Origin of the sequence: Stenomitos frigidus ULC18, from assembly GCF_003003795.1 — a bacterium.
In the GTDB taxonomy this organism is placed as follows: domain Bacteria; phylum Cyanobacteriota; class Cyanobacteriia; order Leptolyngbyales; family Leptolyngbyaceae; genus Stenomitos; species Stenomitos frigidus_A.
The window spans coordinates 34,641-60,536 of the sequence record NZ_PVWK01000097.1 but is presented as its reverse complement, the minus strand read 5'-3'; the positions used below and the strand labels follow the sequence as shown (position 1 = coordinate 60,536).

General features: G+C 50.7%; 24 protein-coding genes. 7 read left to right on the top strand and 17 right to left on the bottom strand.

Features of this window, described 5'->3' with window-relative positions:
- Positions 1–52: 52 nt before the first annotated feature.
- The 8 genes from C7B82_RS17100 to C7B82_RS32445 all read right to left on the bottom strand — a co-directional run bounded on the left by C7B82_RS17100 (position 53) and on the right by C7B82_RS32445 (position 7,194).
- Positions 53–1,054 carry a putative bifunctional diguanylate cyclase/phosphodiesterase gene (locus C7B82_RS17100; RefSeq protein ID WP_245939960.1) on the bottom strand — a complete coding sequence of 334 codons (1,002 nt, stop codon included), beginning with the start codon at positions 1,052–1,054 and terminating at the stop codon, positions 53–55.
- Positions 1,055–1,173: 119 nt separating this feature from the next.
- The gene (locus C7B82_RS17095) at positions 1,174–1,485 is read right to left on the bottom strand and encodes a hypothetical protein (protein WP_106257486.1); all 312 of its coding nucleotides are present in this window, start codon (positions 1,483–1,485) and stop codon (positions 1,174–1,176) included.
- A 61-nt stretch (positions 1,486–1,546) separates the two neighbouring features.
- Positions 1,547–1,837, bottom strand: coding sequence for a hypothetical protein (locus tag C7B82_RS17090; RefSeq protein ID WP_106257557.1), 291 nt, complete (start codon positions 1,835–1,837; stop codon positions 1,547–1,549).
- A 289-nt stretch (positions 1,838–2,126) separates the two neighbouring features.
- Positions 2,127–2,312 carry a sensor histidine kinase gene (locus tag C7B82_RS17085; RefSeq protein ID WP_219904547.1) on the bottom strand — a complete coding sequence of 62 codons (186 nt, stop codon included), beginning with the start codon at positions 2,310–2,312 and terminating at the stop codon, positions 2,127–2,129.
- 194 nt (positions 2,313–2,506) lie between these two features.
- Positions 2,507–2,881, bottom strand: a complete 375-nt coding sequence (locus tag C7B82_RS17080; RefSeq protein WP_106257485.1) for a response regulator — start codon at positions 2,879–2,881, stop codon at positions 2,507–2,509.
- A 467-nt stretch (positions 2,882–3,348) separates the two neighbouring features.
- The gene (locus tag C7B82_RS17075; RefSeq protein ID WP_106257484.1) at positions 3,349–4,905 is read right to left on the bottom strand and encodes a response regulator; all 1,557 of its coding nucleotides are present in this window, start codon (positions 4,903–4,905) and stop codon (positions 3,349–3,351) included.
- Positions 4,883–6,850: a GAF domain-containing sensor histidine kinase gene (locus C7B82_RS17070; RefSeq protein ID WP_181357542.1), complete on the bottom strand. Its 1,968-nt coding sequence runs from the start codon at positions 6,848–6,850 to the stop codon at positions 4,883–4,885. Before C7B82_RS17070 ends, C7B82_RS17075 begins: the two co-directional genes overlap by 23 nt.
- A 167-nt stretch (positions 6,851–7,017) precedes the next feature.
- Positions 7,018–7,194 carry a hypothetical protein gene (locus tag C7B82_RS32445; protein ID WP_181357541.1) on the bottom strand — a complete coding sequence of 59 codons (177 nt, stop codon included), beginning with the start codon at positions 7,192–7,194 and terminating at the stop codon, positions 7,018–7,020.
- A 501-nt stretch (positions 7,195–7,695) separates the two neighbouring features.
- Between C7B82_RS32445 and C7B82_RS17065 the strand changes: the two genes are divergently transcribed.
- A complete protein-coding gene (locus C7B82_RS17065; protein WP_106257483.1) occupies positions 7,696–7,974 on the top strand; it encodes a hypothetical protein in 279 nt (92 codons plus the stop codon).
- A 116-nt stretch (positions 7,975–8,090) separates the two neighbouring features.
- Here C7B82_RS17065 and recD2 read toward each other — a convergent pair whose 3' ends face one another.
- Positions 8,091–10,328, bottom strand: coding sequence for an SF1B family DNA helicase RecD2 (gene recD2, locus C7B82_RS17060; RefSeq protein ID WP_245939959.1), 2,238 nt, complete (start codon positions 10,326–10,328; stop codon positions 8,091–8,093).
- Positions 10,329–10,784: 456 nt separating this feature from the next.
- Positions 10,785–11,012 (bottom strand): hypothetical protein, encoded by a 228-nt coding sequence (locus C7B82_RS17055; RefSeq protein ID WP_106257481.1) that lies wholly within the window; start codon positions 11,010–11,012, stop codon positions 10,785–10,787.
- Between the two features lie 470 nt (positions 11,013–11,482).
- Here C7B82_RS17055 and mgtA point away from each other — a divergent pair, with 470 nt between their 5' ends.
- Positions 11,483–14,002, top strand: coding sequence for a magnesium-translocating P-type ATPase (gene mgtA, locus C7B82_RS17050; RefSeq protein ID WP_106257480.1), 2,520 nt, complete (start codon positions 11,483–11,485; stop codon positions 14,000–14,002).
- Between the two features lie 155 nt (positions 14,003–14,157).
- The gene (locus C7B82_RS17045) at positions 14,158–15,552 is read left to right on the top strand and encodes a glycosyltransferase family 2 protein (RefSeq protein ID WP_245939958.1); all 1,395 of its coding nucleotides are present in this window, start codon (positions 14,158–14,160) and stop codon (positions 15,550–15,552) included.
- 66 nt (positions 15,553–15,618) lie between these two features.
- On the opposite strand, the gene C7B82_RS17040 is transcribed toward C7B82_RS17045, so the two are convergent.
- The 5 genes from C7B82_RS17040 to C7B82_RS17020 form a co-directional block, all read right to left on the bottom strand.
- The gene (locus C7B82_RS17040) at positions 15,619–16,224 is read right to left on the bottom strand and encodes a class I SAM-dependent DNA methyltransferase (protein WP_106257479.1); all 606 of its coding nucleotides are present in this window, start codon (positions 16,222–16,224) and stop codon (positions 15,619–15,621) included.
- On the bottom strand, positions 16,221–16,964 hold the full coding sequence (locus C7B82_RS17035; protein ID WP_219904545.1) for a PIG-L deacetylase family protein: 744 nt from the start codon (positions 16,962–16,964) through the stop codon (positions 16,221–16,223). Before C7B82_RS17035 ends, C7B82_RS17040 begins: the two co-directional genes overlap by 4 nt.
- The gene (locus tag C7B82_RS17030; RefSeq protein WP_245939957.1) at positions 16,957–18,108 is read right to left on the bottom strand and encodes an acyl-CoA dehydrogenase family protein; all 1,152 of its coding nucleotides are present in this window, start codon (positions 18,106–18,108) and stop codon (positions 16,957–16,959) included. Before C7B82_RS17030 ends, C7B82_RS17035 begins: the two co-directional genes overlap by 8 nt.
- A gap of 303 nt (positions 18,109–18,411) precedes the next feature.
- The gene (locus C7B82_RS17025) at positions 18,412–19,374 is read right to left on the bottom strand and encodes an aldo/keto reductase (RefSeq protein WP_106257476.1); all 963 of its coding nucleotides are present in this window, start codon (positions 19,372–19,374) and stop codon (positions 18,412–18,414) included.
- Between the two features lie 51 nt (positions 19,375–19,425).
- Positions 19,426–19,890, bottom strand: a complete 465-nt coding sequence (locus C7B82_RS17020; protein WP_106257475.1) for a YbhB/YbcL family Raf kinase inhibitor-like protein — start codon at positions 19,888–19,890, stop codon at positions 19,426–19,428.
- Positions 19,891–20,348: 458 nt separating this feature from the next.
- Here C7B82_RS17020 and C7B82_RS17015 point away from each other — a divergent pair, with 458 nt between their 5' ends.
- Positions 20,349–21,836, top strand: coding sequence for an IctB family putative bicarbonate transporter (locus C7B82_RS17015; protein WP_106257474.1), 1,488 nt, complete (start codon positions 20,349–20,351; stop codon positions 21,834–21,836).
- 194 nt (positions 21,837–22,030) lie between these two features.
- Here C7B82_RS17015 and smpB read toward each other — a convergent pair whose 3' ends face one another.
- Positions 22,031–22,498 (bottom strand): SsrA-binding protein SmpB, encoded by a 468-nt coding sequence (gene smpB / locus C7B82_RS17010; protein ID WP_106257473.1) that lies wholly within the window; start codon positions 22,496–22,498, stop codon positions 22,031–22,033.
- 396 nt (positions 22,499–22,894) lie between these two features.
- On the opposite strand from smpB, the gene C7B82_RS17005 reads away from it, so the two are divergent.
- Complete coding sequence (locus C7B82_RS17005) at positions 22,895–23,743, top strand: M48 family metallopeptidase (protein ID WP_106257472.1); 849 nt, start codon at positions 22,895–22,897, stop codon at positions 23,741–23,743.
- A gap of 178 nt (positions 23,744–23,921) precedes the next feature.
- On the opposite strand, the gene C7B82_RS33820 is transcribed toward C7B82_RS17005, so the two are convergent.
- On the bottom strand, positions 23,922–24,092 hold the full coding sequence (locus C7B82_RS33820; RefSeq protein WP_181357540.1) for a hypothetical protein: 171 nt from the start codon (positions 24,090–24,092) through the stop codon (positions 23,922–23,924).
- Here C7B82_RS33820 and C7B82_RS33815 point away from each other — a divergent pair.
- Positions 24,076–24,342, top strand: coding sequence for a response regulator transcription factor (locus C7B82_RS33815; protein WP_339375237.1), 267 nt, complete (start codon positions 24,076–24,078; stop codon positions 24,340–24,342). The genes C7B82_RS33820 and C7B82_RS33815 overlap by 17 nt on opposite strands.
- Positions 24,343–24,936: 594 nt before the next feature.
- Positions 24,937–25,842 (top strand): AraC family transcriptional regulator, encoded by a 906-nt coding sequence (locus C7B82_RS16995; protein WP_106257471.1) that lies wholly within the window; start codon positions 24,937–24,939, stop codon positions 25,840–25,842.
- Positions 25,843–25,896: the final 54 nt, after the last annotated feature.

Here is a 25,896-nt window from a genome sequence, read left to right as displayed (position 1 = left end):
TGCGATTGGGCGAAAATTTATGTATTACACGTACTACATTTAACTGTAATCTTTAACTATAGTGAGAAGCTGTAATCAGCGCCGTTGCCGCCTGGCTATTAAGCGGTTTAGAAAAATGGTAGCCTTGCATTTTAGTACATCCTACTGCCTCTAAGGCTGCCTGATCCTCGGCAGTTTCTACACCTTCTGCAATCACATCTAAGCCTAGTTTGGCTGCTAAAAGCACGATCGTTTCGCTAATATCCCATTGTTGACTTTGTACGAAGGAGCGATCGATTTTTAGCACATCGATCGGCAGATCTTGCAGTCGTCCCAGAGAGGAATAGCCAGTGCCAAAATCATCAACATACAGTTGAATGCCCATGTCTCTGAGTTGTGAGAGTGCAAAGATCGCCTCCTGCTGATTTTCGATGAGCATACTTTCAGTAATCTCTAGCTTCAAACTGCTAGGCCTCACCTGAGTCTTTTCAAGAATCTGCTGCACCTCTTGCACTAAATTGGGTTGCAGGAGCTGTAGAGCAGAGAGGTTCACACTCATTGTGAGAGAGGGATGAGCAGAAAACTGCTGCTGCCAGGTGTAAAGTTGGCGGCAAGCTTGTTCCAGAATCCAGAGCCCCAGTGGATGGATGCATTGATTTTTTTCTGCCAATGCAATAAAGATGTCAGGCGAAATGACCCCTTTACTGGGATGGTACCACCGGGCTAGTGCCTCGAACCCAATAATACTGTTGTTGTCTACAGAGACGATGGATTGATAAGCAAGCTGAAATTCTTGGCGATCGAGTGCTCCGTAGAGTGCATTCTCCAGCTGTAACTGCTCAATGTTCCCTTCTGCCAGCAGCGTCATGGGGAGCAGTGGTTGATCTTCCATGGCGTTTGCCAGACGCGTCAGGCGGTTGACATTGTTGATGGCGATCGCGAGTACTCGCTGCCCCTCGTCTGATAAACATCCTAATTGACCAGTATGCAGAAGACCCAGCGCTCCCTGAATTGACGTCAATGGGGTGCGTAATTCATGGCAGATAGAGAGTGCCGTGTTCCCTAGTAAACTCATTGAATAGGGTCTCCCTACGCTACATTGATTAGGGTCTTCAGCCATGATCATCATTTAAGTCCTGGTAGAAGCTGAGCAGATCTGCGGTCGGTGAAAGAAGCCAAACTCACTTGAGCCCCTCAATCAGACTCTAACCTTCTGAAAGCTAGAAGCCGAAAAATTTGTTGCTCTAACTTCGTTAATTCATGTACGTAGTTGGCATATAAAGATGTTTGAGCATGAATACTCTTATGAAGATAGACCAGGCTTTCAAGCCGTTGGATCACACTAGAAATCTCGGTCACTGACGGGTAAAGGCTTTGTAACACTTCATCGATATTTGAGAGCGCGTCAGTGGGCACTGCTTTTGAAGCAGCCGTGCCTTTGACATCCCCTTGAAAGCGACAGAGTAGTTTACGGATGTAATAACAAGTGGTTGGAGAAAGCCTCATCTCGACCTCATAAAGACGGTTTAATTGGATTAGTGGGTTAGTGGCTGGCAGTAAGTCGTCTTTAGCTGAGCGCTTTCGCTTTGTTCAGCAGTTGATTGCCATGTGTAGCGTGACTGAGCGATCGTAAGCTGAGCCAGATCGTGTAGTGGGTTTTGGAGACCGTCATACAGACAGAGACGCCCTTTTGTGCTTGCTCAGAGGCAATATCATACGCTTTCAGTCGTTCGGTTTTGGAGTAAGACTGGAAGTGAGCGTAGAGGTCGTTATTGTAACGGATTCCCTGTTGAATCCCCTCCTGCCAATACTTGAATGGCCGCACCTGGCTTTCGTTGATCACTAGAGGAAGCGTCATCTCTACAGAATCTTGGTTTAGGGGTAGTGCTCGATGAGGGGCTAGTTGTGTCAACATTCATTGTTCAGGATGGCTGGTGGTCATCGCTCTAGCACTGGTTTTTCAGTCTGAAATTGAGCTTAGCTCCAGTAAGGGTTGTCGCTTCGATCGTCTGCAAACTGTAAGAACAGGTTAAACGCTACAAGCACTACCCTCAAAACATGAGCTGTCAACCATCTGTATGCTTACCACTATATCTAAGAGTCTAGAGAAAAAATGTGACATTTGCGTGGCAACCGCCATCAGAGTGCTAGGACTCTTCCTGACGAATCGGGATTTCAATGACAAATTTCGTGCCCTGCCCCGGCGTGGAATCGCACTGCAAGTTGCCACCATGCTTTTCGGCCACAACCTGGTAGCTGATAGACAAGCCCAACCCGGTCCCTTTGCCAATCGGCTTTGTCGTAAAGAAGGGATCAAAGAGTCGCGATCGCACAGACTCAAGATACCGTTACGATCAAGCGAGGTGAAGCGGCGCCAGAAGATTGGGTCTGAAGTTGTTCCTAAGGAACGCAGATTTAATAAAGTGGAATTCTTTCTGTAGGGACGTTCCACGGAACGTCCCTACTACAGAAGGGAAATGGTTCAGATCAATTAATCCACGATCCTAAGCGACCAGTAGATTGCAGTTTACCATTCCAGGGCAGTGATAATTTGGTCACCTAATACACCTGGATCAAAGGGTTTGGTGAGCACAGCTTTGGCTCCAAGTTCAGCGTACTGCTGCTTGGTGGCAATGTTTCCAGTAGCCGTGAGCATAACGACGGGGATGAGTCGGGTTGCCGGATTGTCTTTGAGCGCTTTCAGAGTCATGAGTCCATTCACTTCGGGCATGACGACATCGAGGAGAATGGCATCGGGTTGCTTTTCGGCTGCGATCGCCACTCCTTCCTCACCCGACGATGCCGTCAGCACCTGCCACTGTTTAGTGATTTGCAGGCTCACTTTGGCGATTTCGCAGATATCTGCCTCATCATCAATCACCAAAATTCGTTTCGTACCCATACTGAATCGGCTCACCGCAAAGTAAACATCGCAGCAAAAGCTCAAGCCTCTGATACCTAATCAAGTGTTCCCTTGCTGACATGAGAGAACACAATAACGCACTTTTGTCATCATACGACAGATTGATCTAAGGCGTAGAGGCTAGAGCAATAGTTCGTTGCAAGAGACTAAGGCGGCCGCAGAACTTGCCGATGGCTGAAAGGGTTTACAGTCCTAAGCGATCGTGGTCAGGGTTGTATCACAGTAACCCTACGAGTTAGGACGGAGTGCAGGCATTCCCATAGCCTAAGCTCTGTGGCGACAGCTATATGACTGGTGAGAGCGGCGCTGTTTGACAACCCCGTTGAAGGCGATCGCCAAGAAAATTTTTACCGTTAGGTACGGGCAGTTTTTGCCAGAGTCTTGTCATCTAGCCGTTAACCTTTGATCAAACCTGCCCCTCAGGGTCTTTTGTTTACTAGAAAGCTCTAAGAGGTTGGTCTCCGCCAATGCTGCAGCAACCGATTCCGTTCCAGACGGTTGAAGATGCGGGTAACGACTTCCGGCTCGGTAAAGGGTTTGGCAACATAGTCATCTGCCCCAGCGCTGTAAAGTTGGAGGATGATCTCCGGATCTCGATGGGCAGTCAGAAACAAAATCGGCAACCCGTTCCAGGCATTGCCGTTGCGAATCACCCGGCATACTTCAATGCCATTGATGTGAGGCATATCTATATCCAGGATCAGCAGATCGGGGTTTTCGCGTTCCAGGGCATCCCACAGGCTTAAGGGATTACTGAGAGTGATGGGACAGATCCCCCAACGGGGCAAGCATTGCTGTAAGGTTGCCAGTACGAGTGCATCGTCATCCACCACCAGCACTTTAATTTCGGACGATCGCGACGGCTTTGGCTCTTGCTCCGTTTGTGGAGTTTCTGTAGTAAGCGGTGTCGACGACGGATCGGGAGTTGTCCTAAAATCTACATTCTCTTCGCTTAAAGCGGTGAGTAAATCGTTCTTTGAAGGTTGGGGCGGGTGCTCCAATTCTCGATACAACGCCACGACGAGGGCTTGTAGTGGGTCAACCGCTGCACCGTCCGTCGCTGTCTCAAGCCAGTGCTCGATTGCTTGCCCCAACCGGGAACCCTCTGGGAAGCCAAACATACCTAAAGAACCGGCCAGTTTGTGAGCATCGCCGATGGCTGTCTGCCGCAGTTGATCCGACAGATCGCCTGTGCTCCAAGCCACGATCGCCTGATCCAGGCTCTTCATGCGTTCCAGCATGGGCGGCTTGAACTGATCCCAGAGGGCGATCGCGGCTGCTCGCGCCTCGTCAGCCACTGAAGGTGCAATTGTTGGTGAAGGTGCTACTTCGACAGGAGCACTGAGGCGATAACCCATCCCGTAAACTGTATCAATCACATCCGCGGCTCCTACGGCTTTTAGTTTCTGTCGTAATCGTTTAATGTGAGTTCTAATCGTTTCTTCGCCCGGTGCATTTTCAAAGCCCCACAAATGCTCCAGAATAATGCTGCTGCTAAAAACCCGTTGGGGATTGCGGAGGAAGAGTTCTAACAGGCCATATTCTTTCGGCGATAGTGTCAGCGATTGTCCTTGATAGGTCACTTCACAGGCACCCGGATTTAAGCATAGATGGCCCCATTCCAGGAGTGATGTAACCGATGGGCTCTGACGACGTAACAACGCTCGAATGCGGGCAGAGAGCTCTTCCGTAGTGCAGGGCTTGACTAGATAGTCGTCGGCACCAGCATCCAAACCCATGACTTTATCGGAGCTATCGCCTTTTGCCGTGAGCAACAAAATGGGGCTATGGCATTGATGCCGCCGTAATTTTTGACAGAGGCGAACGCCATCTAGTTTAGGTAGACTAATATCCAACACAATCAGGTCATAAGTAGCAGCCTGACTGTAATCCCACCCTGCTTCGCCATCCGTTGCCACATCAACCGCATAGTGCTGCGAGGTCAAAAAGCTGGTCAGCGCTTGAGTCAAAAGCTCATCATCATCCACCAACAAGATTCTCATAGGACCCGAGATTCCCGCACGTTATTCTTGCTCTATCATGCCCTGATAATTCAAAATGCTTCTTTGCGACGGGATGAGACGTAAGGGGTTTAGGCTCTGGCTGCAAGATGGGGATTTCAATCACAAATTCGGTTCCTTGCCCTGCCTTTGAGTAACACTGTAGTTGTCCATCATGCTTTTCCACCACGATTTTGTAGCTAATAGACAGCCCTAGCCCGCTGCCTTTACCAACTGGCTTAGTAGTGAAGAACGGATCAAAAATCCTGGAGCGGATGTGCTCTGGAATGCCGGAACCATTATCGATTATGCGGATGGCAATCGCCTTATGAGGCAAGACTTCAGTGCTAATGGTGATAGTGGGCACGTACTGTAGCGTGCTTTCGCTTGGCAGCGTGTTGTAGTGTGCTTCCAGAGATTCGATCGCCGAGCGTTCGTCTAAGGCCTCGATCGCATTATTCAAAACATTCATAAACACCTGATTCAACTGTCCGGCATAGCATTCAACCATAGGCAAGTTGTTGTACTCTCGAACAATTTCAATGCCAGGTTGCCCTGCCTTCGGCTTCAAGCGATTGCCTAAAATAACCAGGGTATTGTCAATGCCTTTATGCAAATCGACGGCTTTCATTTCGGCTTCATCTAGCCGCGAGAAGTTTCGCAGTGACAGGACAATTTCTCGAATGCGCTCCGTGCCGCTCTGCATTGAGTTCAGCAGCTTTGGTAGATCCTGCCTGAGAAATTCCAGGTCAATTTCCTCAATAAAGGCCTGAGTGGCTGGGTTGGGAACGGGTATTTGAGCGTGGTAAAGGTCTATCAGTTTAAGCAGATCGTACGCATACTGCGCGGCTGGATTAAGGTTGCCATGAATGAAACTGATTGGATTGTTGATTTCGTGGGCAATGCCTGCAACAAGCTGACCCAGCCCAGACATTTTCTCGGCTTGAATCATCTGCGTTTGAGTGTGCCGCAGAGCTGCTTCCATACGCTCGCGATCGATTTCAGCCCGCTTGCGATCGCTGATGTCATGCATGGCAACAACCGCGCCCAGTTTGTTTCCAGCAGTGTCAAAAAACGCCCGTCCACTGGTCAGTAGAGTCCGGGTTTTGCCCAGCTTTGGCACAATGACCATTTCGGTTTCATGAACGATCTCTCCCTGAAACGCACGCACTAAGGGCGTATCTTGCGGTTGCATCGGCGTCTTACCATCATCCAGATACAAGTCAAAGTGGTCAGCCCACTGTTCGGTCGGCATCGGGACTTCAGGCAAGCCATAAAAATCGCAGGTCGCGCGATTAACCAGCATCAGATCACCTTTTTCGTCGCAGGCAACAATGCCCTCAGTCAAGTGGTCCAGAATCGCTTTGAGAAAGCCTCGCTCTTTTTCCAAATGCGTCTGCACCTGTTGAAGAGTTGCTTCACTGCGCTTGTGTTCGGCTATTTCCTGCATGAGCTTTTGATGGCTCAACCGCAACTCAAGCTGGCTCACAACCTGACGACTAAGGGCAGACAGTGCACTGGTCTGCTCAGGAGAAAGGGCGCGGGGTTGAGAGTCAATGACGCAGAGCGTCCCCAGTGCCAGACCATCTGCGGTGATTAGAGGGGCACCTGCATAAAAGCGAATGTGAGGTGCCCCCGTAACCAGAGGGTTGTCGGCAAAGCGAGCATCTTCTCTAGCATCCGGCACAACCAAGATCGAGGGTTGCAAGATCGCGTGGGCACAAAAGGCCAGGTCACGCGGGGTTTCACTAGCTGCTAGCCCAACCGTTGCTTTGAACCACTGCCGATCGGTATCAACCAAACTCACTACGGAAATCGGCGTTTGACAAATGTGGGAGGCTAATTGAACAATGTCATCGTAAGCCGTTTCTGATTGGGTATCAAGGATGTTGTAGCTGAGCAGTTTGGAGATTCTTTGCTCCTCATTCTCTGGAAGGGGGGCTTTCATGGATGACCTCAGGAAGGTAGCTTTTATTGTCATCTCTGGGAACTTCATTGAGAGCTTTATCTCATTGAGAGATTTAGAGATATTCCAGAGTCTAATGAGGAAATGTGACAAGCTTGTGGCAGAGGAAAGCAATTGACTGTTCTTTACAGCAACTACAAAATCCGCTGCTAGCTCTGACAAACGCTCATACTAAAACAGTGCTCAAAGCAAATCTGGGGAGGGAAGACAGCCGTGTGTGTATCCGGCTGGTCATCTACCACTAGCGGCAGGTCGGCTGCGAGACCAATGACGGGACGTTTGTTGACAGCAGGCGCATCAATGGCTTGAGGTGGACGAAGTGGCATACAGAAAACTCCAGTATCTTCGACCTCGAAGCGTGGGGATTAGGAAGTGAGGAGTGGGGAAGAGAAGTTTGAGTTTGAGACGTTCGCCTAACGTCATAAAGTTCGTCCACGCACATGAAAAAGCATCAGAGCCAGACCGTAGGCTGTAAGCTCTTACAGCGGTTCAAATTTCGCGAAGGTCTGGAGCTTATTTTAACTATTTGCTAAAAAATCTCCTAGATGTCATAGAATTCCAACGCTATAATCGACCACTTTCCAGTTTTTTGCGCTTTCCGGCTTAGACTTTAGACAACAGCTAGCTTTTTAATCAATTGTTTTTTACAACAGTTGAGCCCACAGTGATCAGTGCCTTACTCCCAGAAAGGACGCATCTTGCCACGCGGTTCTGACGTTGTCGGTCGAACAGAACCTTAGTCAGAACGGCCCAGCGAATCAAATTCACAGTCAACCTCTAGAGTCTAGACTGCCTTTCTGTTCCACACTTACTTGTGAACTCACCCGATGGATAACCATCCCGCTTCTCAGACTGATGCGATCGACAACCTACCGCGTGAAATTAGAGTTGAACAACTCCGTGATCTGGTAGACACTTTACATTTTGCAGATGAAATTTCTAGTAAAGGCTATTTGATTACCAGTTCTGAATTAGCAGACCTCATGGATATTAACGCCAGTGCCGTGACCAGTCGCGGTGACAACTGGGTCTGGCGTAATTGGGTTGTTTCTCGCGTGCGGCGGGAAGGTAACCAAATTCTCTGGCAGTTGGAGAGGGTTGATTGATGGCAAGGATGAAGAGTGGGGGACACGTCTTGGCTGGCTGCTGGTCGGTACGTTAACTTGTCGTTGCGGAAGCCACTGTGTCAACTCTATATCAAGGATATCAAGGTGCAAAACAGTCATGGCTGCTTTTGTAGTCGTTGGTCTAGCAATGTGTAGCGCTGCTGATCTTTGACCTGCCGGATGGCCAACGCGATCGCCTTTTGGGGACCCACGACAATTGCCAACTGCTTCGCCCGTGTTAACCCGGTGTAGATCAGGTTGCGCGACAGCATCAGATAATGCTGCATGTAGATGGGTAGAATCACCACCGGATACTCGCTGCCCTGGCTTTTATGGATGGTGATGGCCCACGCTAAGGCAATTTCGTTGAGGTCGGCATAGTCGTAGCTGACCAGTCGTTCGGTAAATTGTACGGTCACGTCTTGCTCTTCAACCTCGATCGCCGTAATGACACCCAAATCGCCGTTGAAGACTTCTCGATCGTAATCGTTCACCTTTTGGATCACGCGATCGCCGACTCGCAGAATCATGCCGCCACGCACAAGCTCCGCCTTTGCAGGGCTGGGTGGATTGATCAACTGTTGCAGCACGGTGTTGAGATTGCGCGTACCGACCTCGCCTCTGGTCATGGGGCACAGCACTTGCACGGCTTGAGACACATTGAAGCCCAGGCTAGGAATTAACGCCGTGATTAAGTCCTGAATGGCCTGCACGCCAGCAACTGGCTCCGGTGCGCCTAGCCACAGGCAATCAGACTGCGGTTGGTCAGACACGGCTTCCAACTGGGGAAACTGTCCCTGATTGATGCGATGGGCATTGCTGACAATCTGGCTGGCTTGGGCTTGGCGAAAGACTTGCGTTAGCCGCACGACGGGTATTTGCCCTGAAGCAATCAAATCTTGCAGGACGGCTCCTGGTCCCACGCTGGGTAATTGATCCGTATCGCCCACTAATAACAGCTGCGTATCAAGAGCAGTGGCTTTCAACAGCGAGTTTGCCAGAAAGAGATCCAGCATTGACGCTTCATCCACAACGATCGCCTGAGCTGGAATGGGATTGTCCACATCGCGCTTGAACTTCATCGTCTTGGGTTCAAACTCCAGCAGTCGGTGAATCGTTTTTGCTTCCTGTCCAGCCATTTCACTGAGTCGTTGCGCTGCCCGTCCCGTTGGCGATGCCAGGGCGATCGACTTGCCCATCGCTTTCCAGAGTGCCACGATTGTGCGGGTGGTAAAGGTCTTGCCACAGCCTGGGCCACCAGTGAGAATGAGGACTCGGTGACTGGCTGCCATCTCAACCGCTTGGCGCTGCTGCAAGGAAAGCGGCATGCCCGTTTTTGCCATAAAGCGATCGATCCAGCGCTGCACCCGCGTCAAATCCACTTCGATCGGCTGTTTCAGGAGCTGTTGCAATTGATCGGCTAGCTTTTGCTCGGCTCCAAAAAAGGGAGGTGCATAGTAACCAAACTGCTCTAAGCCATCAAGGGGCGTGTCGGTTTTGACTAGCGTGTGATCCAACACCATCTGCTCAATCAAACGCAGCACTTGTTCCGCATCGGGTCGATGATTGTCAATGGCGAGCCGTTTAGTCACGCGTCCGACCAGTTCATCTTGCGGCAAGAAGCAGTGCCCTTCTTCCGAGGCTTCACCCAGCACGTGGAGTAGGCCGCTACGGTAACGAAACTCCGAACCGGGCGCAATACCCAGATTGCGGGCGATCGCATCGGCAGTGACAAACCCAATGCCATAGACATCCGTTGCCAGTTGGTAGGGATTGTGGGTGACGGTGGCGATCGCGGCATCGCCATACTGCTTGTAGATCTTGACGGCATAAGTCGTCGAAACGCCGTGACTTTGGAGAAACAGCATCACGTCTTTGATTGCCTTCTGCGTTACCCAGGCCGTCTGGATCAGCTTGACACGCTTTTGGGCAATGCCGGGGACTTCACTCAGGCGATCGATCTGGTGTTCAATAATTTCCAGCGTTTCTAGCCCAAAGTGAGCGACGATGCGTTTAGCAGTCACGGGACCAACGCCCTTAATCAACCCACTGCCGAGGTATTTTTCAAGACCCGTAAGCGTGGCAGGCTTCGTTTCCCGGTATTGCGTCACCTGAAACTGAGCACCAAATTTAGGATGATCTTTCCAGATGCCGTGCAGTTGCAGCGTTTGCCCTGCCTGAATGTTGGCAAAACTACCAACGATCGTGACCAGTTCGCTGGTGCGGGGCGCTTTGAAGCGTGCGATCGTATAACCCGACTCTTCGGAATGATAGGTGAGCCGCTCGACCACACCTTGCATAGACTCTACAGGAGGAGCCTGATACGTCCCTGGTTCTTGGTGCGGCGGGTTCAACTCAGTTGCTCTGACTGCTTAGGACATTCGTATTATAGATTGGCAGCTTTGGTTGCAGACCTCCGAGCCTTTGAAAACCCTGGAGGTCTTGGGTGCCAGCTTAAAAAGTGATAATCGCTCGTATCGGAAGGTTTAGCAATTTTGCTATTAGAACAAATGTTAGCAAACGTTAGAAAATGATCTTAAGGGCAGTGCGTCGCTATAGTTCTCGCAAAAAATACTAGTTTGAAACTAGATTGGTAGTAATATCAATCCTTTTTGAAGATGCAGAGTGGCAAGGCTTTCTGTTGGTTTCAAACAGGTTCTTAAAGCAGTTTCGTTTGAATAAGCCACAGTAACTGAGTGTGAGCGTCTCGCTCACGTGCGCGAGCAAGATGTAAGTGCAAAGCACTCGCTCCGCGTTTCTTTTATGCCGCAAGGCTTTACGCACTGTGGCTAACCCATCTGAGAATCGCTTTAAAGCAGCTTCGTTTCAATCTGGAGGCTCCCGGCATAGACCGAACCATCAAAGCCATCAATACTTTTTTGATAAGGAAACAGCTGGGCGGAACCATATTTGTCATCGGCTTTCACTTTGCCGTGGTCAAACTCAAAAATACGGTACTTGAGGCCTTCGACTTCGAGGTAATACTCATTTTTCTGCGTGTGAAGTGTGCCTGTGCGGCGGTCTAAGCTCATGAGCATGGGATCTCCTGGTAGGGTTTCTGCCCTCCGTCCACTCTACTCTGCTTTCGGCAGCCTGCCCCAACGCTCAAGCTTAAGAGTGGCAGCCACCATTCGACAGGCCATAGGAGCCACGTTATTGTTACCGTAGCAAGCACTCGAAACGAACTCACGGCAATAGCGCTAAAGCTTCAAATTTTTTGCCCTGCGAGCGTGTCAAGGCTTGTAACCATTTGACCCCATTCATACCCATTAGAAACAGCCATACCAATGGTTCATAACATTGATGCTCATGATCAAATCACTGGCAAAGAATTCTGTAGGACTTACGCATTTGCCCCCAAACCCCCAATTCTGGGGGCTTTAATAAGCTCAGTTCCCCCAATCTTGGGGGCTAAGGGGCGAACTTCGACAGCTTTTGTGCGTAAGTCCTGTTCTGCAGTGAATTCACCAGGTGTCCGAAATTAAAGCGTTTAAGAAGAGCTAAATTTATGTCTCACGTTCTCCCCCCTTTTTGGCATTTGCCCACTGAACAGGCGTTACAGCAGCTCAAGAGTAGTCGCCAGGGCTTGACTCGTCAGGAAGCGCAGCACCGCCTCATTGAGTACGGTGCCAATAGCCTGAAGCGGCAACGCAAGTCAAACGTACTCATTCTCTTGCTGAATCAGTTTAAGAGTCCAATTATTTTGATCTTAGTGGCAGCGGCGCTTCTCTCCAGTTTCCTGGGCGATGTCATCGACACGGTGATTATTCTGACGATCGTCCTCATTAGTGGACTCCTCGGCTTTTGGCAAGAACAGGGAGCCAGTGATGCCGTCGCGAAGCTACTGGGGTTAGTGCAAGTGAAAGCCACCGTTTTGAGAGACGGGCAAGCGCAAGATATTCCCAATGAGGACGTAGTGCCCGGTGACATTGTACTGCTGGCTGCTGGTGATAGCATTCCTGGCGACTGCCTGGTTTTAGAGTCGAAAGATCTGTCGGTGAATGAAGCCGCCCTGACGGGAGAAACCTATCCCGCTGACAAGTTCAGTGGCGTACTGCCTGCTGAAACCGGACTCAGCCAGCGCACCAATACCCTCTATACGGGCACGAATGTGATCAGTGGTAGCGCGCAAGCGATCGTGGTGCAAACTGGCAAGCAGACTGAATTTGGCAAAGTGTCAGAGCGCTTGAAACTAAGACCACCCGAAACCGAATTTGAAACTGGGCTGAGCAAATTTGGCTACTTTCTAATGGAAGTCACGTTGCTGCTGGTGGTGCTGATTTTTGTCGCCAACGTCTACTTGCACCGTCCTGTGCTGGAATCCTTTCTCTTCTCCCTGGCGCTGGCGGTGGGACTAACACCCCAACTGCTACCTGCGATCGTTAGCGTGAACCTGGCTCGCGGAGCCAAACAAATGGCGACCAAACAGGTGATTGTAAAACGACTGCCCGCGATCGAAAACTTTGGCAGCATGAACGTGTTTTGTACCGATAAAACAGGCACGTTAACAGAAGGGGAAGTAAAAATTCATGGTGCAATGTCTGTAGATGGGAAGGAGAGCGATCGCGTTCTGTTTCATGCCTATTTGAATGCTGCCTCTGAATCGGGTTATGTCAATCCGATCGATGCTGCCATTCGTGCGCACCAGACCTTTGATATCTCTGGCTATCAAAAGCGGGATGAAGTGCCCTACGATTTCAACCGCAAACGACTCAGCATTCTGTTTACCAAAGACAACACACATTTAATGGTCACGAAAGGCGCGCTAAAGGCTATTCTCGATGTTTGCTCAACGGTCGAGATGGGCGCGGGCGAGCTGATCGACATTGCAGATCAACGAGATCAGCTTCAGCAACGAGCCGATGCTTTAGGCCGCGAGGGTTTTCGCGTGTTGGGTGTGGCTTACCGCAGCTTCAACCGCGATTCTTGCAGCCGAGATGATGAAACAAACATGACGTTTTTGGGCTATCTCGCTCTCTTCGATCCACCTAAAGCCGGGATTGCGGGGACGCTCAAAGACTTGGAACAGCTTGGCGTAACGACAAAAATGATCACGGGCGATAGTCGTGCGGTTGCCATCAGTATCATTCAGCAGGTGGGGCTACCAACACCCAAGGTTTTGACCGGTGTCGACCTGCAAAAGCTTAGTGATGAAGCGCTCATGCATCGAGTCGGGGAAACCAATGTTTTTGCTGAAGTAGAGCCCAATCAAAAAGAGCGGATCATCATCGCGCTGAAAAAAGCGGGGAATGTAGTGGGTTATCTAGGCGACGGCATTAACGATGCCTCAGCGCTCCATGCAGCGGATGTCGGCATTTCGGTTGAGAGTGCGGTGGCGGTGGCTAAGGAAGCAGCCGATATTGTGTTGCTGCAAAAAGACCTCAATGTCTTGGTCGAAGGTGTGAAGGAAGGACGGGTCACGTTTGCCAACACGCTCAAATACGTGTTTATGGCAACGAGTGCTAATTTCGGCAATATGTTTAGCATGGCAGGCATTTCGCTGGTGCTGCCCTTTTTGCCCCTGCTGCCCAGCCAAATTTTGATCACAAACTTGTTGACTGATTTTCCCGAAATGACGATCGCGACCGATCGCGTCGATCGAGAACTGGTCAATCAACCCCGCCGCATGAACATCACGTTTATCCGCAACTTTATGTTGGTGTTTGGGTTACTCAGTTCAGTGTTTGATTACCTTACCTTTGGCGCACTCCTGCTACTGCTACACGCCAACCCAGCGCAATTTAGAACGGGATGGTTTATGGAATCAGTCATTTCGGCTTCCATGATTGTGCTGGTCATTCGGACGCGGCAATCCATCTTCAAAAGCAAGCCCGGTAAACATTTACTGATGGCAACGATCGCGATCGTCATCGTCACACTCTTGCTTCCCTATAGCCCGCTTGCCAGTCTATTGGGCTTCCAACCTTTGCCAATCGAATTTCTCTTGGTCTTAGCTGCCATTGTCGGGCTTTATATTCTCACTGCCGAAACCGTTAAACGAATCTTCTATCAGCACGTGCAGTCCTAACAATAGCTTCGCTTCACAGCCAAAACGGCTGAATCACCAGGAGGTACAATTCGCGCCCTCATAGCAAGACAAGCGAAACCGAACGACTTTAGTTCTGTGAATCGTTAAAGGGTTCTATCAGTGGATAGATACTGCTTCCAACACAACCTTTCACAATGGTTGTGTTGGAAGCATTCAAACACTCAAATGATGATGCTTACTGCTATCAATCAGTCTTTGGCAATGGAACAGTGGGCATTTTGACGACTGCTTGCGCTCAAGCAATGGTTGGTTTATCAGCGCGATCATTGCACTCCGTTCGATCGCATCCCTTAGTTCAAGCGCTTCCTCTACCGCAGTGCGAAGTCTGCGTTATTGTGCCCGTCCGGAATGAAGCTGAGCACTTGGGACGAATGCTAACTGCTTTAAGGGATCAACGTGATTTGGCGGGGAGCCCTCTCGATCCGGCTCGGTACGAGGTGATTTTACTGGCGAACAATTGCAGCGATCACTCAGCCGCGATCGCCCACCGTTTCGCAGTTCAACATCCAAGCTTGGTGCTACATGTGGTGGAAAGTACGTTTTCTGCCTCAAAAGCGAATATTGGCTGGGTGCGAAAACTGTTGATGGATGAAGCGTTTCACCGCCTCAACTCACTCGGACGCCATAAAGGTATTATTGCTTCAACGGATGGGGACACACAGGTTGCGCCGGATTGGATCGCAGCGACACAGCATGAAATTGCTTGCGGTGTCGATGCGGTTGGAGGACGCATTATTACCGATCGGGGCGATCGTGCGGCGCTTGGTTCGTATGTGAGAGCCTGTCATTTACGAGAAGTGGGGTATCGTTGTTTAGTCGCTGAATTGGAAGCGTATCTCGATCCCGATCCATTTGATGGGTTACCGCGACACTTTCAACACTATGGTGCGAGTTTGGCGGTGACTGCAGAGATGTATCAACAAGCAGGAGGGCTACCACCCGTGAGAACGTCAGAGGATGTAGCGCTGTATCGTGCGTTGGTACGAGTGAATGCCCGTTTTCGCCATAGTCCCCTCGTACGGGTGACCACGTCGGCTCGACCCATTGGACGGGCCCAGGGTGGTTTGGCAAATCAATTAAGCGCCTGGGCTGTAAGGGGAGAGCAGCAACAACCGTTTTTAGTCGAGCCAGCCGGTGCGATCGCCGCTCGTTTGCACGCACGCCATGCCTTGCGATCGCTCTGGCAACGCTTTTGCAACGGCTATCCATCAACGCTTCAAGAGATGGCACTACCTGCGAGCTGGTTAGAGGTTGATTGTGATTGGCTCAGTGATGTCTTCACCCAGCAAGCTTCCTTTGGCGCACTGTTTGAACAGATTGAACACCAACAGGCACAAGAAAAAAGGTGGCAACAGCGGTGGCCGCTGGTCAACATTGAGCAAGCGATTGACGATTTACGTCTTCTTCTAGAACCCTTACGCAGACGGCAGCCATCCTTACAAGGCAAGCGAAAGCCTTTACCAAAGCCTGTCTTCAAGAACCAGCAGGTGTCTCGCTTGTGTCATACTCTCTCGCCAAAGGGGCGGTAACCAGACGTTGAAACACTTACGCTTCCACTTCAAGGTAACAAGTTGGCAGGCTGTAAATTGGGAGTATTAGGCACTTGCATCGACACGTTCAAATAAATCAAGTCGATATGTCTCCGCTCGATCGCCCCCCAAATGCTTGATTTGCGATGATGGCAACGCCAAAAACGCTTCGTGAACGTCATCCCCACTTAAGGGATTTTCATAATAATCCGCATAGGGCGTCCAATGCACCAGCAGCAAATGTCCTCCCGGCTCAAGATGGTCTAGCATCAGTTTCTGTGCTTTGAGGAGATCATCCCAACACCAGTAATAACCGACCTCTGAAAGTACTGTGAGGTCAAACGATTCCTCTGGATAGGCTTGTGGCACCTGCATCAATTGAAAGCGGACATTTGGCAGAGCCTGACAACGAGCGATCGCCTGCTGCTGAGCCCTTTCTGACACATCCACTGAAAGCAGCGAGTGGCATCGCTCAGCCAATTTTGCTGTCAAGACGCCGATCGAACCCCCAATTTCCAACGCTGAACGATAGCGTGCGTTCGGTAAAGCTGCCAGTGTGGCGGCATATTTCTTGTCTTCATAGCTGCTGGTTTCAAACTGCCAGGGATCAGAATCGGCGCTGTAGAGTGCGTCAAAGTAGTCGGGCGTCAGGGATTGTTGTGATAAATTCATGGCATCTCCTCCAAATACACTTCCCAGGGACGAGCAAAGTTAGCCAACATCTCTGGTGTTAACTGAAACCCATCTGGATCGTCATCAATCAAGTTTGTGGTCTGGGAACGGTAAGCCGCGATCGCCGCCTGCTTTGTCTCCAGCATCGATCGAATATCCAGTCGCCATCCCATCACTTGCGTGAAGTTGGCAAGCGCCCCCTGTTGTTCTGGGTCCCAATCCCAAATGGGATATTCAATCATGCGAGGTGCCTCGTTGAAATCAGCCAGCGCTGCACGCATCAACGTCCAGGTGGCTCGATGATCAGGATGTGGATCAGCACGCCAAGGCAAAAAGATGGTGGCAGGTTGCAGCGGTTCTAACCAAGTGCGGCAACGTGCCACCACCTCTTGCCTACCAGGTGATGTAGAAGTGGGAATGGAACCATCTTGCAAACGCAAAAATGTGACGGCTGCTTCACTGACACCCAAGATAGACATGGCTTCTAACGTTTCTGCTTCCCGCAATGCCTGCAAACGGGGCGTCGGATACTTGAGCGAACGAGGATGGGACATCGTGCCATCACTCATGACTAAAATCTGCACTGGATACCCTAAAGTTCGCAGCAGCGCGATCGCGCCACCACAGCCCAATGTTTCATCATCAGGATGGGGCGCAACCACTAAGACAGAACCAGTAATGGTCTGCACCGATCGCAAGGGCAACGCTGCAGCATTCAATAGAGGCATCTGACTAACCATCGGCAGCATCAAACCACAGTGAATGGGCAGGATGAGATTGAGCCAAAGCATACTGCCCAACAGTGGCAAGGGCTGCATCAAATACAGGTTGGCGCAAATAGAGAGTCAAATCCCGGATAATGCGTTCCATCGGATAAGGGGGCAGCAAGCCACGAGTGCCCACTGATCGCTCACAGAGCTGCATGACATCCATACAAATTTGCTCGATCGTCGTTCGCACCATGTTGGCATAGGCAACGAGCTGGTCTGCCTGGTCAGGCGGTTGATTGGGATCACCAGCAAAAAGGGGGGCATATGCTTTCACAAAAGCGGCCGCGCTGCGTAACCAGAGATTCCCGCTTTCGATCGCGATCGCCATACGTCCCAAGCGTTCTTGCTGATAGGGGTCAGTCGTTCGGTTTAAATCACGCAGGTACTGTCGCGTGGCGTCAAACAACGCTTCTGCCCCTCCTAGCTGGACGGCTGCAAAGCGGATGACTCCGGTGGTTAACCACGGTTGTCGAAAATAGTCACCCGGTTTGCCAATTAAGGCACTTGCTTCCAACTCAACCCCGCTGAAATTCACTTTAAAGCTAGCAGTTGCTTTCATTCCCGACGGTTGCCACCAGCTCGGATCGCTCACTGTCGCGACTGCCTCCATTGGCACAACACACATCTGCCAGGGGCCATCCAACAACGGGCCATTGACAAACGGGCGATCGACAAAGCCAGACCCCGAGCAAAAGGTCTTAGAGCCTTCTAAGCGATACCGACCGTTCTCAAGAGGAGACATATTAACGCCATCCTCCGCTTCGGCATTCCACACGCCAAAGATTTTGTGGCGATCACGAGCGTCCTCGGCATAACGTTCAATCTGTTCTCTCGTGCCAAAGGTTTGGATGAGCTGCAGCGCATTAACATGCCCTTCGTAAAGGCGACCCACCGCCAAGTTACCGCGTCCCATCTGCTTTAGCAGCATCAGCATTGCACCAGTGACATTGGCATCAATACCCAAGCCAAGTCCGCCAAACTCTGGTTTCAAAGGCGCTGCCAATAAACCGGCGTCAGCCAGCAGCGCAAATTCTTTGACTGGAAAAGCGCCATTGTGGTCGATCGCAGCTGCATTCGCGGCACAAAAACCAGCAATTTCAGCCCCTCGAACCAAAACGTCGGTAACGGATAACTCGCTCTGTTGGCAGGCCGAAGATAGCGAAGCATGAGCCGTAAGGGGAACCACTTTACTTAAGCTTGTTTGAAATGACTAAAGCGATCGTGCATTAAAAGCATACACAAAGACATCCACCTTCTGGCAGGATTGAGCACAAGGGTAGCACTTGCTTGCAACGGCATCCGAAAAAGCAGACAGAACAAGCGTCTTGCTCACTTTTTCCTTGATGGTTTGATGCAATCAGCTCTCGATGGGTTCTCACTTACTTAAATGTCAACACACTTTACGCTGACATTAACTTTACGCTGACATCAATTGTTGAAGGCGTTGAGGCTCCTCTCCAAGCCAGGTCGGATGTTGAGCAGTGCCATCAAAAATAGATGAGGTTTTAAATGGTTCAAATTCACCGCGTGCGCCCGCTGCTGCCGTTTTGGCTAATAAGGCTTGCACCTGTTCATCGGTCATCGGTTCGAAGGTTCGTACGGCTTCAAACGCTTGCTCAAGAATCTCTAGACTGTCTATACCCGTAATCACAACTGAGGTCGGCAAATTTAGCGCATAGTGAAGGCATTCGATCGGCGTTACCGTTTTGGAGCGTAGGAGAATGCCATTGGCCAGACTTTTCATGCCCAAAATGCCAATCTTGCGTTTGACCAGTTCTGGTACAACGAGCTTGGCGAAGCTGCGGTAATGTGCATCCATCACATTCAGGGGCATTTGAGCCGTCGCAAATTTAAAGCCATGTTGGTCTGCGACTTCCAGCATATGCAGATGCACAGAGGGATCTTTATGCCCAGTAAAGCCGATGTAACGTAGCTTGCCTGCTGCGTGTGCGTCTAAGAGAGCCGCATGAGCACCTTCTTCATCAAAGATGCGATGGGGATCTTCAAACCGCAAGACTTCGTGATACTGCACCAGGTCAATGCAATCGACTTGCAAACGGCGTAGCGATTCATCGAGCTGCTTAGCAGCCTCCTGTTTCGATCGCCCATCGATTTTTGTCATCAGGAACACTTTGTCTCGATAACCATCGCGGAGGGCTTTCCCCATGCGAAGTTCGCTCACCCCATCGTTGTAATCCCAACAGTTGTCCATGAAGGTGATGCCCCGATCGATTGCCGTGTGCACAAGCCGGATTGCCAATGGCTCGTCTACATGCTTTATGCTGAGGTGCCATCCCCCTAGCCCGATCGCCGATACTTTTTCTCCAGTACTGCCGAGATCCCGATAGATCATTTCTGTACTCAATTTGTTGTCTACCATTCTTTTCTCTGTAACGTTCTTGTTCAAGGCATTTTGCTAAAACCGATCGGGTTAACGCTCATAAAGACCAACCAGCCGCGCCTGTTCAATCACATGGTCAGCGATCGCATCTAGAAGCTGTTCACGTTGCAGATCGGGCTTGAGGTCAAGTGCTGCATCTAGGGCATACAGCCAGAAATAGTAGTGATGGGGGCCATGACCAGGGGGTGGTGCTGGCCCGGTATACCCTGGCTGCTGGCTGCTGTTCAAGCCTTCAGTAAACTTGCTGCCACTCCCTTCCGCAATTTGGTTGACGGTTGACGGAATGTTATATAGCAACCAATGGGTAAATCCTTGTGGCAGGGGTGCATCTGGGTCATGGCAGATCAGCGCCAGTTGTTGAGTTGCGGGTGGTAGCCCAGTCCACTCCAGTAAAGGTGATCGGTTCTCGCCGTCGCTGGTATAGCGCTGTGGAATCAGTTGCAGGGAAGTGAATGCGGGGCTGTGGATCTGTAGATCCTTGATATTCATCGCCATTGAACCTTTCCTTTAGGACAGTAGGCTGCATCAGCATGAGAAGGCTGCATCACTATGAGAAAGCGCAGCAGCAAACGCTCGCAGTTGCCTGCGGTAGCGCTGTCTCTAGATGAGCAAGATTGAGGTCGATCGCCAAAAAGTTCAAACCTCAAGGCACTACATGCTTGAGTACTCATCGCTCAAGTTACAGAGTGTCCTTCGTTTTTTCGTCTAACTTTAGGAAGGTACATTGCGTCTCTGGCTCAGCAGGCAAGGCTCAACGCGTATTCCTTTGACTGCACAATATTTGATTGCACAATGCATGCAAGGCGACAGTCGCTAATCGCAAAGGGGTGTATTTCTCCTGTTCTTCTGCTTGAACTCAAAGCTCGAACGATCGCCTTTGGAGACGCTTTACGAACAAAACCCAACCTTGTCACCTAAAATAGCCAGAGACTGTCTCAATGATTGGCACACGTATGAACTCTATCTGGCAAAACCTGACGTTATCGACGCTGTCGTTTCAGCAGTGGCGTAGCGCCAGTTACCTGCATCGCTTTCTGAGCCCGCTACGGCGCTGGCGGCAGAGTAGCTTTATGCTGCGGTGGGGCGATTTGCTAGGAGCTGTGTTGGTGAGCCTGGTCTTTGCGATCGCCCCGTTTGTCTCAGACGATAAAAGTTCCCTTGCGGTCTTACTCACCGCTTGTGCTGGCTTTTGGGTGCTGCTAACGGTGTCGGATGGTGACACAGGGAATGATCGGCATACAGCAAACGAGCTCCAAACAGAACTGCTATCGCCACAGGGGTTTTGGCAGACGCTTGCTAACCCCGGTCGATCGTCTCCACTGGCGACACCAATTCATTTTCTGGTGGTGCTGTATTGGGGTGTTTCAGCCGCAGCAACCGCTTTATCGCCGGTCAAGCGAGCCGCGTTGACAGGGTTTAGCAAACTCACACTCTACCTGATTTTGTTCGCACTGATGGCACGGGTATTGCGATCGCCGCGTGTCCGTTCTTGGGTCATTGGCATCTACCTGCATGCAGCGCTGCTAGTGAGTAGTTACGGCATTCAGCAGAAAATCTCTGGGGTTGCTGCACTTGCCACCTGGGTTGATCCAACGTCGCCTTCTGCGAAAGAACCACGCGTTTATAGCTATTTAGGCAACCCAAATCTGTTGGCGGCTTATTTGCTGCCCGCGATCGCGCTCAGTCTGGTTGCCGTTTTCGCCTGGCGACGATGGGGACCCAAACTCCTCGCCGCTACCATGTTGGTCGTCAACGCTACCTGCCTGTATTACACGGGTAGTCGAGGCGGCTGGATTGGGTTCGCTGTTATGGCGTTCGTGCTCTTAGCGTTGCTGTTCCATTGGTGGAATGTGTCGTTGCCGCGCTTCTGGCGCACGTTAGCGCTACCTACTGGTTTGGGACTCATTGCGGCCGTGATTGTGCTAGCTGTTTTGGTTGTAGAGCCACTCCGCGATCGAGTGAGTAGCATCTTTGTGGGACGTAACGACAGTAGCAACAACTTTCGCATCAACGTTTGGGGGGCAGTGGTTGAGATGATCAAAGACCGCCCCATTTTGGGTATTGGCCCTGGTAACGTTGCGTTCAATAGCATTTATCCACGCTACCAGCGACCACGCTTTAGTGCCCTTAGTGCTTATTCCATTCCACTCGAAATTGCGGTCGAAACTGGCATTATTGGGCTTACCTGCTTTGCCTGGCTTTTGCTGGTCACCCTTAATTTGGGTTGGAGTAGACTTCAACAGCTACGAGCAGTGAGAAATCAGGACGGTTTCTGGCTCATTGGCGCGATCGCGACCTTGCTGGGCTTACTCAGTCACGGTTTTGTGGATACCGTCTGGTATCGTCCCCAGGTCAATACTCTCTGGTGGCTAATGATTGCCCTAATTGCCAGCTACTATACGTTGCCTGCCGAGACGCAGACAGCGTTGGAGGACGTCTAGCGCTCAGTGTCGCTGCACAGCCCCCTTACAGCCATTTTCGTTTGCATAAGCCACATCAACTGAGTGTGAGCGTTTCGCTCACGCCTGCGAACAAGCTGTAAGTGCAAAGCACTCGCTCCACGTTTCTTGTATGCCGCAAGGCTTTACGCACTGTGGCTGACCCCTTTGCAAACGGCTGTAAGGCAGATGATCCTCTAAAAATTCTTCATTGCACGCTGCATACTGCGTTGATCCTCGCGTTTCTTAATGTCTTCGCGCTTATCGTGCAGCTTCTTACCCCGCACCAAGGCCAGATCAACCTTGACCCAGCCGCGCTTCATATACATTTTGAGCGGCACCAGCGTTAGTCCCTGCTGTTCCACTTTGCCGATGAGCTTGCGGATCTCTTCTCGGTGCAGCAGAAGCTTGCGGGTACGGGTGGGTTCGTGGTTGAAGGTCTGGCTAGTCGTCTGATGGGGTGAAATTTGCACATTCAGCAGCATCACTTCGCCATTGCGGATGAGTGCAAAGCCGTCTCGCAGGTTCACTTTGCCCGCACGAATGGATTTGACCTCCGTACCCATCAGCTCAATGCCGGCTTCGTAGGTCTCCAGAATTTCGTAAAGGTAGCGAGCCTGGCGGTTGTCGCTGACAATTTTATAGCTAGTACTGTTATCGCCCATACCTTTCACTCTAGCGCCTCAAGCCGTTGTCTGCTAACCATCTGCGGAACAAAAACAGATTCTTAGGGGTCATAAAGTTCACGATCGCCTGATCCCTATGGTTGCCTAACAGCCTACTGTTTTAGTTTCAGCATTGATCCTTTCTACCGTAGCAGCCAGTTCCCGATCGTTTACTTTTGTGCGATCGATGTCTCACTCATTGCCAAACGACCAGCCAAATGACCAGCCTGGGAATGCTTCAAGCATCTTGGCGATCGATTTTACCCTCCATGATCCCACTCTGTGGTTTATTGTCCTTAGAAGCGCTATCTGTAACGCTCTGACAGAAAGAACAACCGCCTTGAAGCACCGCCAACCCGTTTCGTTCTCTCCCCCTTTCTCCTCTCACCATTAGCCATGCTGAAGCTATCGACATCGTTCTTGCGCCGCTCTCGCCGTTGGGTCTACCCCCTGCTATCGGTTGCCATTGCAGTCGGTGTGTGGGTTGGTCAACCGCTGCTTGGACAAGCCATTTCATTAGGCGACATCATCCGCATCATTCCTAGTGGTGTTCAGGTCATTCAGCTTGCCAGCCTTTCTGACAAACAGGAAGTGGCCATTGGTAAGCAGATGAACGATCAAACGATTACCCGTCAATTTCGGCTTTATCGCGGTGCTGACCTGAACCAGTATGTGAATCAAATTGGCCAACGCTTAGCAGCACAGAGCGGACGGACACAAATTCCTTATACGTATCAAATTGTGGAGGACAAAAGCGTCAATGCGTTTGCAACGATGGGCGGTTTTGTTTACGTGACCACCGGGCTGATGAAGACAGCTGACAATGAAGCTCAGCTTGCTAGCGTGATTGCGCACGAGACGGGGCACATTGTCCGGCGGCATCTAGTGAATCAGCTCAAGGAAGAAGCCACGTTGCAGGGCATTGCTACACTGGCTAAAGTCAACAGCAACACGATCGTCAACATTGCCACTACGTTGGCACTCAGCCGCCCTCATAGCCGCAACGCTGAGTTTGAGGCTGATCAGGCAGGCATTAATATGCTGGGACGAGCGGGCTATGCTCAGTCTGCGGCACCAGCGTTTATGAGCAAGCTGCTGAATCAAGCGTCAACACCGACGTTTTTGAGTACCCACCCAGCCACGGCTGACCGTGTGGCTCGACTGAAGCAATCAATCAACCCTTCGATGGCAAACGGAGCTGGGTTGGATAATGCAGCGTATAAGGCACGGATACGATCGTTGTAGCTGTCGTCATAGCGCTTAGAACCATAGAGCTTCGAAGATGGGGCTCAAGGCGGCGTGGGGGCGTAAGTCCCCACGTCGATCAACTGAACGAGTTGAAGTTGGCTTTGCCTTGTTTATCCAACTCCGTCATTTGTTTAAACCAGATGGTCACGCGTTGGCTGGCTGAACGGTGCCTCCACTACAGCCGTACCAATGTTGAAACCAGCAGTAAAGGCAGAGCTGTTTCACCACCACGACGGATATCTAGCGTGGAGGCGTCTAGCTCAAATGGTTCTGAGCCGATCAGATCGAGATTTGGGAAGAGATTGTTGACATCCAATCGATCGAGAAAGGTGTTGATTTGGGGCAAGAAGCCATTCACTCTGACCCCGCGCGAACGGGAAGTGCTGGGTTTAATTGCGGTTGGCGCCAATAACAAGGAAATTGCCGAGATCCTTTACATCGCTGAACGCACAGTTAAAAACCATGTCACTGGCATTTTGAGCCGATTGAATTTGCGCGATCGCACTCAGGCAGCAGTTTTTGCCAACTCAGCCCTTCCGGGTGACTGGTGGCAGGAGCAAACAGCTGTCTTACGCAAGCATCGAGGTCACGCTTGATAAAAGCTTGCTCCGCTAGAGAGTGCCATTGTGCCTGCTGGTCAAGCGATGCACGCTCTGTTTCCACCTCCTTGCAACGCTCTGCTCTCCAAACGGTTGGGCTTGCTCATCCATCAGTTTGTGGCTCTATTACAAGAATGTTCACACCTAGATTGAGATGATTTTTCAGCGATCGTGGTGGATAAAGGGGTAAAGACTCTACCTCAAGGAAGACGTGATTGCAGTCACTACAAACAGAACCGCCAACACAAAGCGGCCAACACAACGCAGAGGTAGTAATTCAACCTATCCCATCGTCCGCTCAGGAAGATGTGGACAATATAAAAGGCTACCACCAGTAGTTTGATGCACCAATTGAGCTTGCTGCGCTCTCTTCCTCGCCAAAGCCAAAAGAGAAAAGCCAGGGGAAGGATCACATGAGTCAGGGTTAATAATCCGATGAGAAGCATTGTGCTACCTTGATGCTGGACGATCGTTCTATCGTTTACTCAAGCAAATCAAGCTGTGCCTCTATCAGAATCAGGACGATCGCAAACGTCTATCCCAAAGATTTATCATGAGTTAGAGACAGAGCCTGCAATTTGTAGCAAATCAATGTTGAACTCAAAGGCGATCGAGTTGGATTACCGCCAAGCCAACGCAGCCAATGCCCTGTTGCCCAACCCCTCTGTTTTAGCAAGCTCAAATTGGCACCCGATCCACCTGGAGGTTTTTCAGGAGCCAAAATTTGAGATTGCTGAGCATCAACATACAATGCACGTCATTGCCTGTGGTTTGCCTGATCTTAACGAAGACAGCCAGGCTGCAACAGGGGAACGGTGGTTGGATGGCAAACTTGAGCGAGAACGGCGGCGAGCGGGAGATCTTGCCATTATTCCTGCTGGGATTCCCCATCGCTGTAATTGGCAGACCTCCGTTCAATTTATGATTCTGGCGATCGAGCCTGCACTGCTCCAACAAGTAGGTCAGGATTTGGTGAATCCCGATCGCATTGAACTCATGCCTCAGTTTATGAATGAGTCGGACGCACTCATTCAAGGCATCTTTTCAACCTTAAGAGAGGAATTAGAGTGCGACCAAATCGGGGGCGCTTTGCTGATTGACAGCCTCAAAACAACCTTGGCCATTCACCTGTTACGAAACTATTGCACTACGCAGCCGAAGCCATCCAATCAGGCTGATGGCTTATCTCAAGCGAGACTGCAACGAGTAACGGAGTACATTCATGACTCTCTGCATCAGGATTTAAAGCTGGTTGAATTGAGCGCGATCGCTCAACTCAGTCCCTATCATTTTCTCCGTCTGTTCAAGCAACGGATGGGCATTACACCGCATCAATACATCCTGCAACGTCGGCTTGAAAAGGCAACATCGCTGCTAAGGCACAGTGAGCTGAGCATTGCAGCGATTGCAGTGCAAACCGGTTTTTCTGACCAAAGTCACTTGACGCGATGCTTCAAACGGACGGTGGGTGTTACTCCCAAACAATTGCAAGCCTGACCGCAAGAATTGACTAAAATGCCGCAATTTTCTTCTAGAGTTCCGACCAGCCAG

Coding starts and splice junctions, on each gene's coding strand:
- C7B82_RS17100 (WP_245939960.1), bottom strand. CDS start 1,054: ATGAGTTTACTAGGGAACACGGCACTCTCTATCTGCCATGAATTACGC.
- C7B82_RS17095 (WP_106257486.1), bottom strand. CDS start 1,485: ATGAGGCTTTCTCCAACCACTTGTTATTACATCCGTAAACTACTCTGT.
- C7B82_RS17090 (WP_106257557.1), bottom strand. CDS start 1,837: ATGACGCTTCCTCTAGTGATCAACGAAAGCCAGGTGCGGCCATTCAAG.
- C7B82_RS17080 (WP_106257485.1), bottom strand. CDS start 2,881: ATGGGTACGAAACGAATTTTGGTGATTGATGATGAGGCAGATATCTGC.
- C7B82_RS17075 (WP_106257484.1), bottom strand. CDS start 4,905: ATGAGAATCTTGTTGGTGGATGATGATGAGCTTTTGACTCAAGCGCTG.
- C7B82_RS17070 (WP_181357542.1), bottom strand. CDS start 6,850: ATGAAAGCCCCCCTTCCAGAGAATGAGGAGCAAAGAATCTCCAAACTG.
- C7B82_RS32445 (WP_181357541.1), bottom strand. CDS start 7,194: ATGCCACTTCGTCCACCTCAAGCCATTGATGCGCCTGCTGTCAACAAA.
- C7B82_RS17065 (WP_106257483.1), top strand. CDS start 7,696: ATGGATAACCATCCCGCTTCTCAGACTGATGCGATCGACAACCTACCG.
- C7B82_RS17055 (WP_106257481.1), bottom strand. CDS start 11,012: ATGCTCATGAGCTTAGACCGCCGCACAGGCACACTTCACACGCAGAAA.
- mgtA (WP_106257480.1), top strand. CDS start 11,483: ATGTCTCACGTTCTCCCCCCTTTTTGGCATTTGCCCACTGAACAGGCG.
- C7B82_RS17045 (WP_245939958.1), top strand. CDS start 14,158: ATGGTTGTGTTGGAAGCATTCAAACACTCAAATGATGATGCTTACTGC.
- C7B82_RS17040 (WP_106257479.1), bottom strand. CDS start 16,224: ATGAATTTATCACAACAATCCCTGACGCCCGACTACTTTGACGCACTC.
- C7B82_RS17035 (WP_219904545.1), bottom strand. CDS start 16,964: ATGGTTAGTCAGATGCCTCTATTGAATGCTGCAGCGTTGCCCTTGCGA.
- C7B82_RS17025 (WP_106257476.1), bottom strand. CDS start 19,374: ATGGTAGACAACAAATTGAGTACAGAAATGATCTATCGGGATCTCGGC.
- C7B82_RS17020 (WP_106257475.1), bottom strand. CDS start 19,890: ATGGCGATGAATATCAAGGATCTACAGATCCACAGCCCCGCATTCACT.
- C7B82_RS17015 (WP_106257474.1), top strand. CDS start 20,349: ATGAACTCTATCTGGCAAAACCTGACGTTATCGACGCTGTCGTTTCAG.
- smpB (WP_106257473.1), bottom strand. CDS start 22,498: ATGGGCGATAACAGTACTAGCTATAAAATTGTCAGCGACAACCGCCAG.
- C7B82_RS17005 (WP_106257472.1), top strand. CDS start 22,895: ATGCTGAAGCTATCGACATCGTTCTTGCGCCGCTCTCGCCGTTGGGTC.
- C7B82_RS16995 (WP_106257471.1), top strand. CDS start 24,937: ATGTTGAACTCAAAGGCGATCGAGTTGGATTACCGCCAAGCCAACGCA.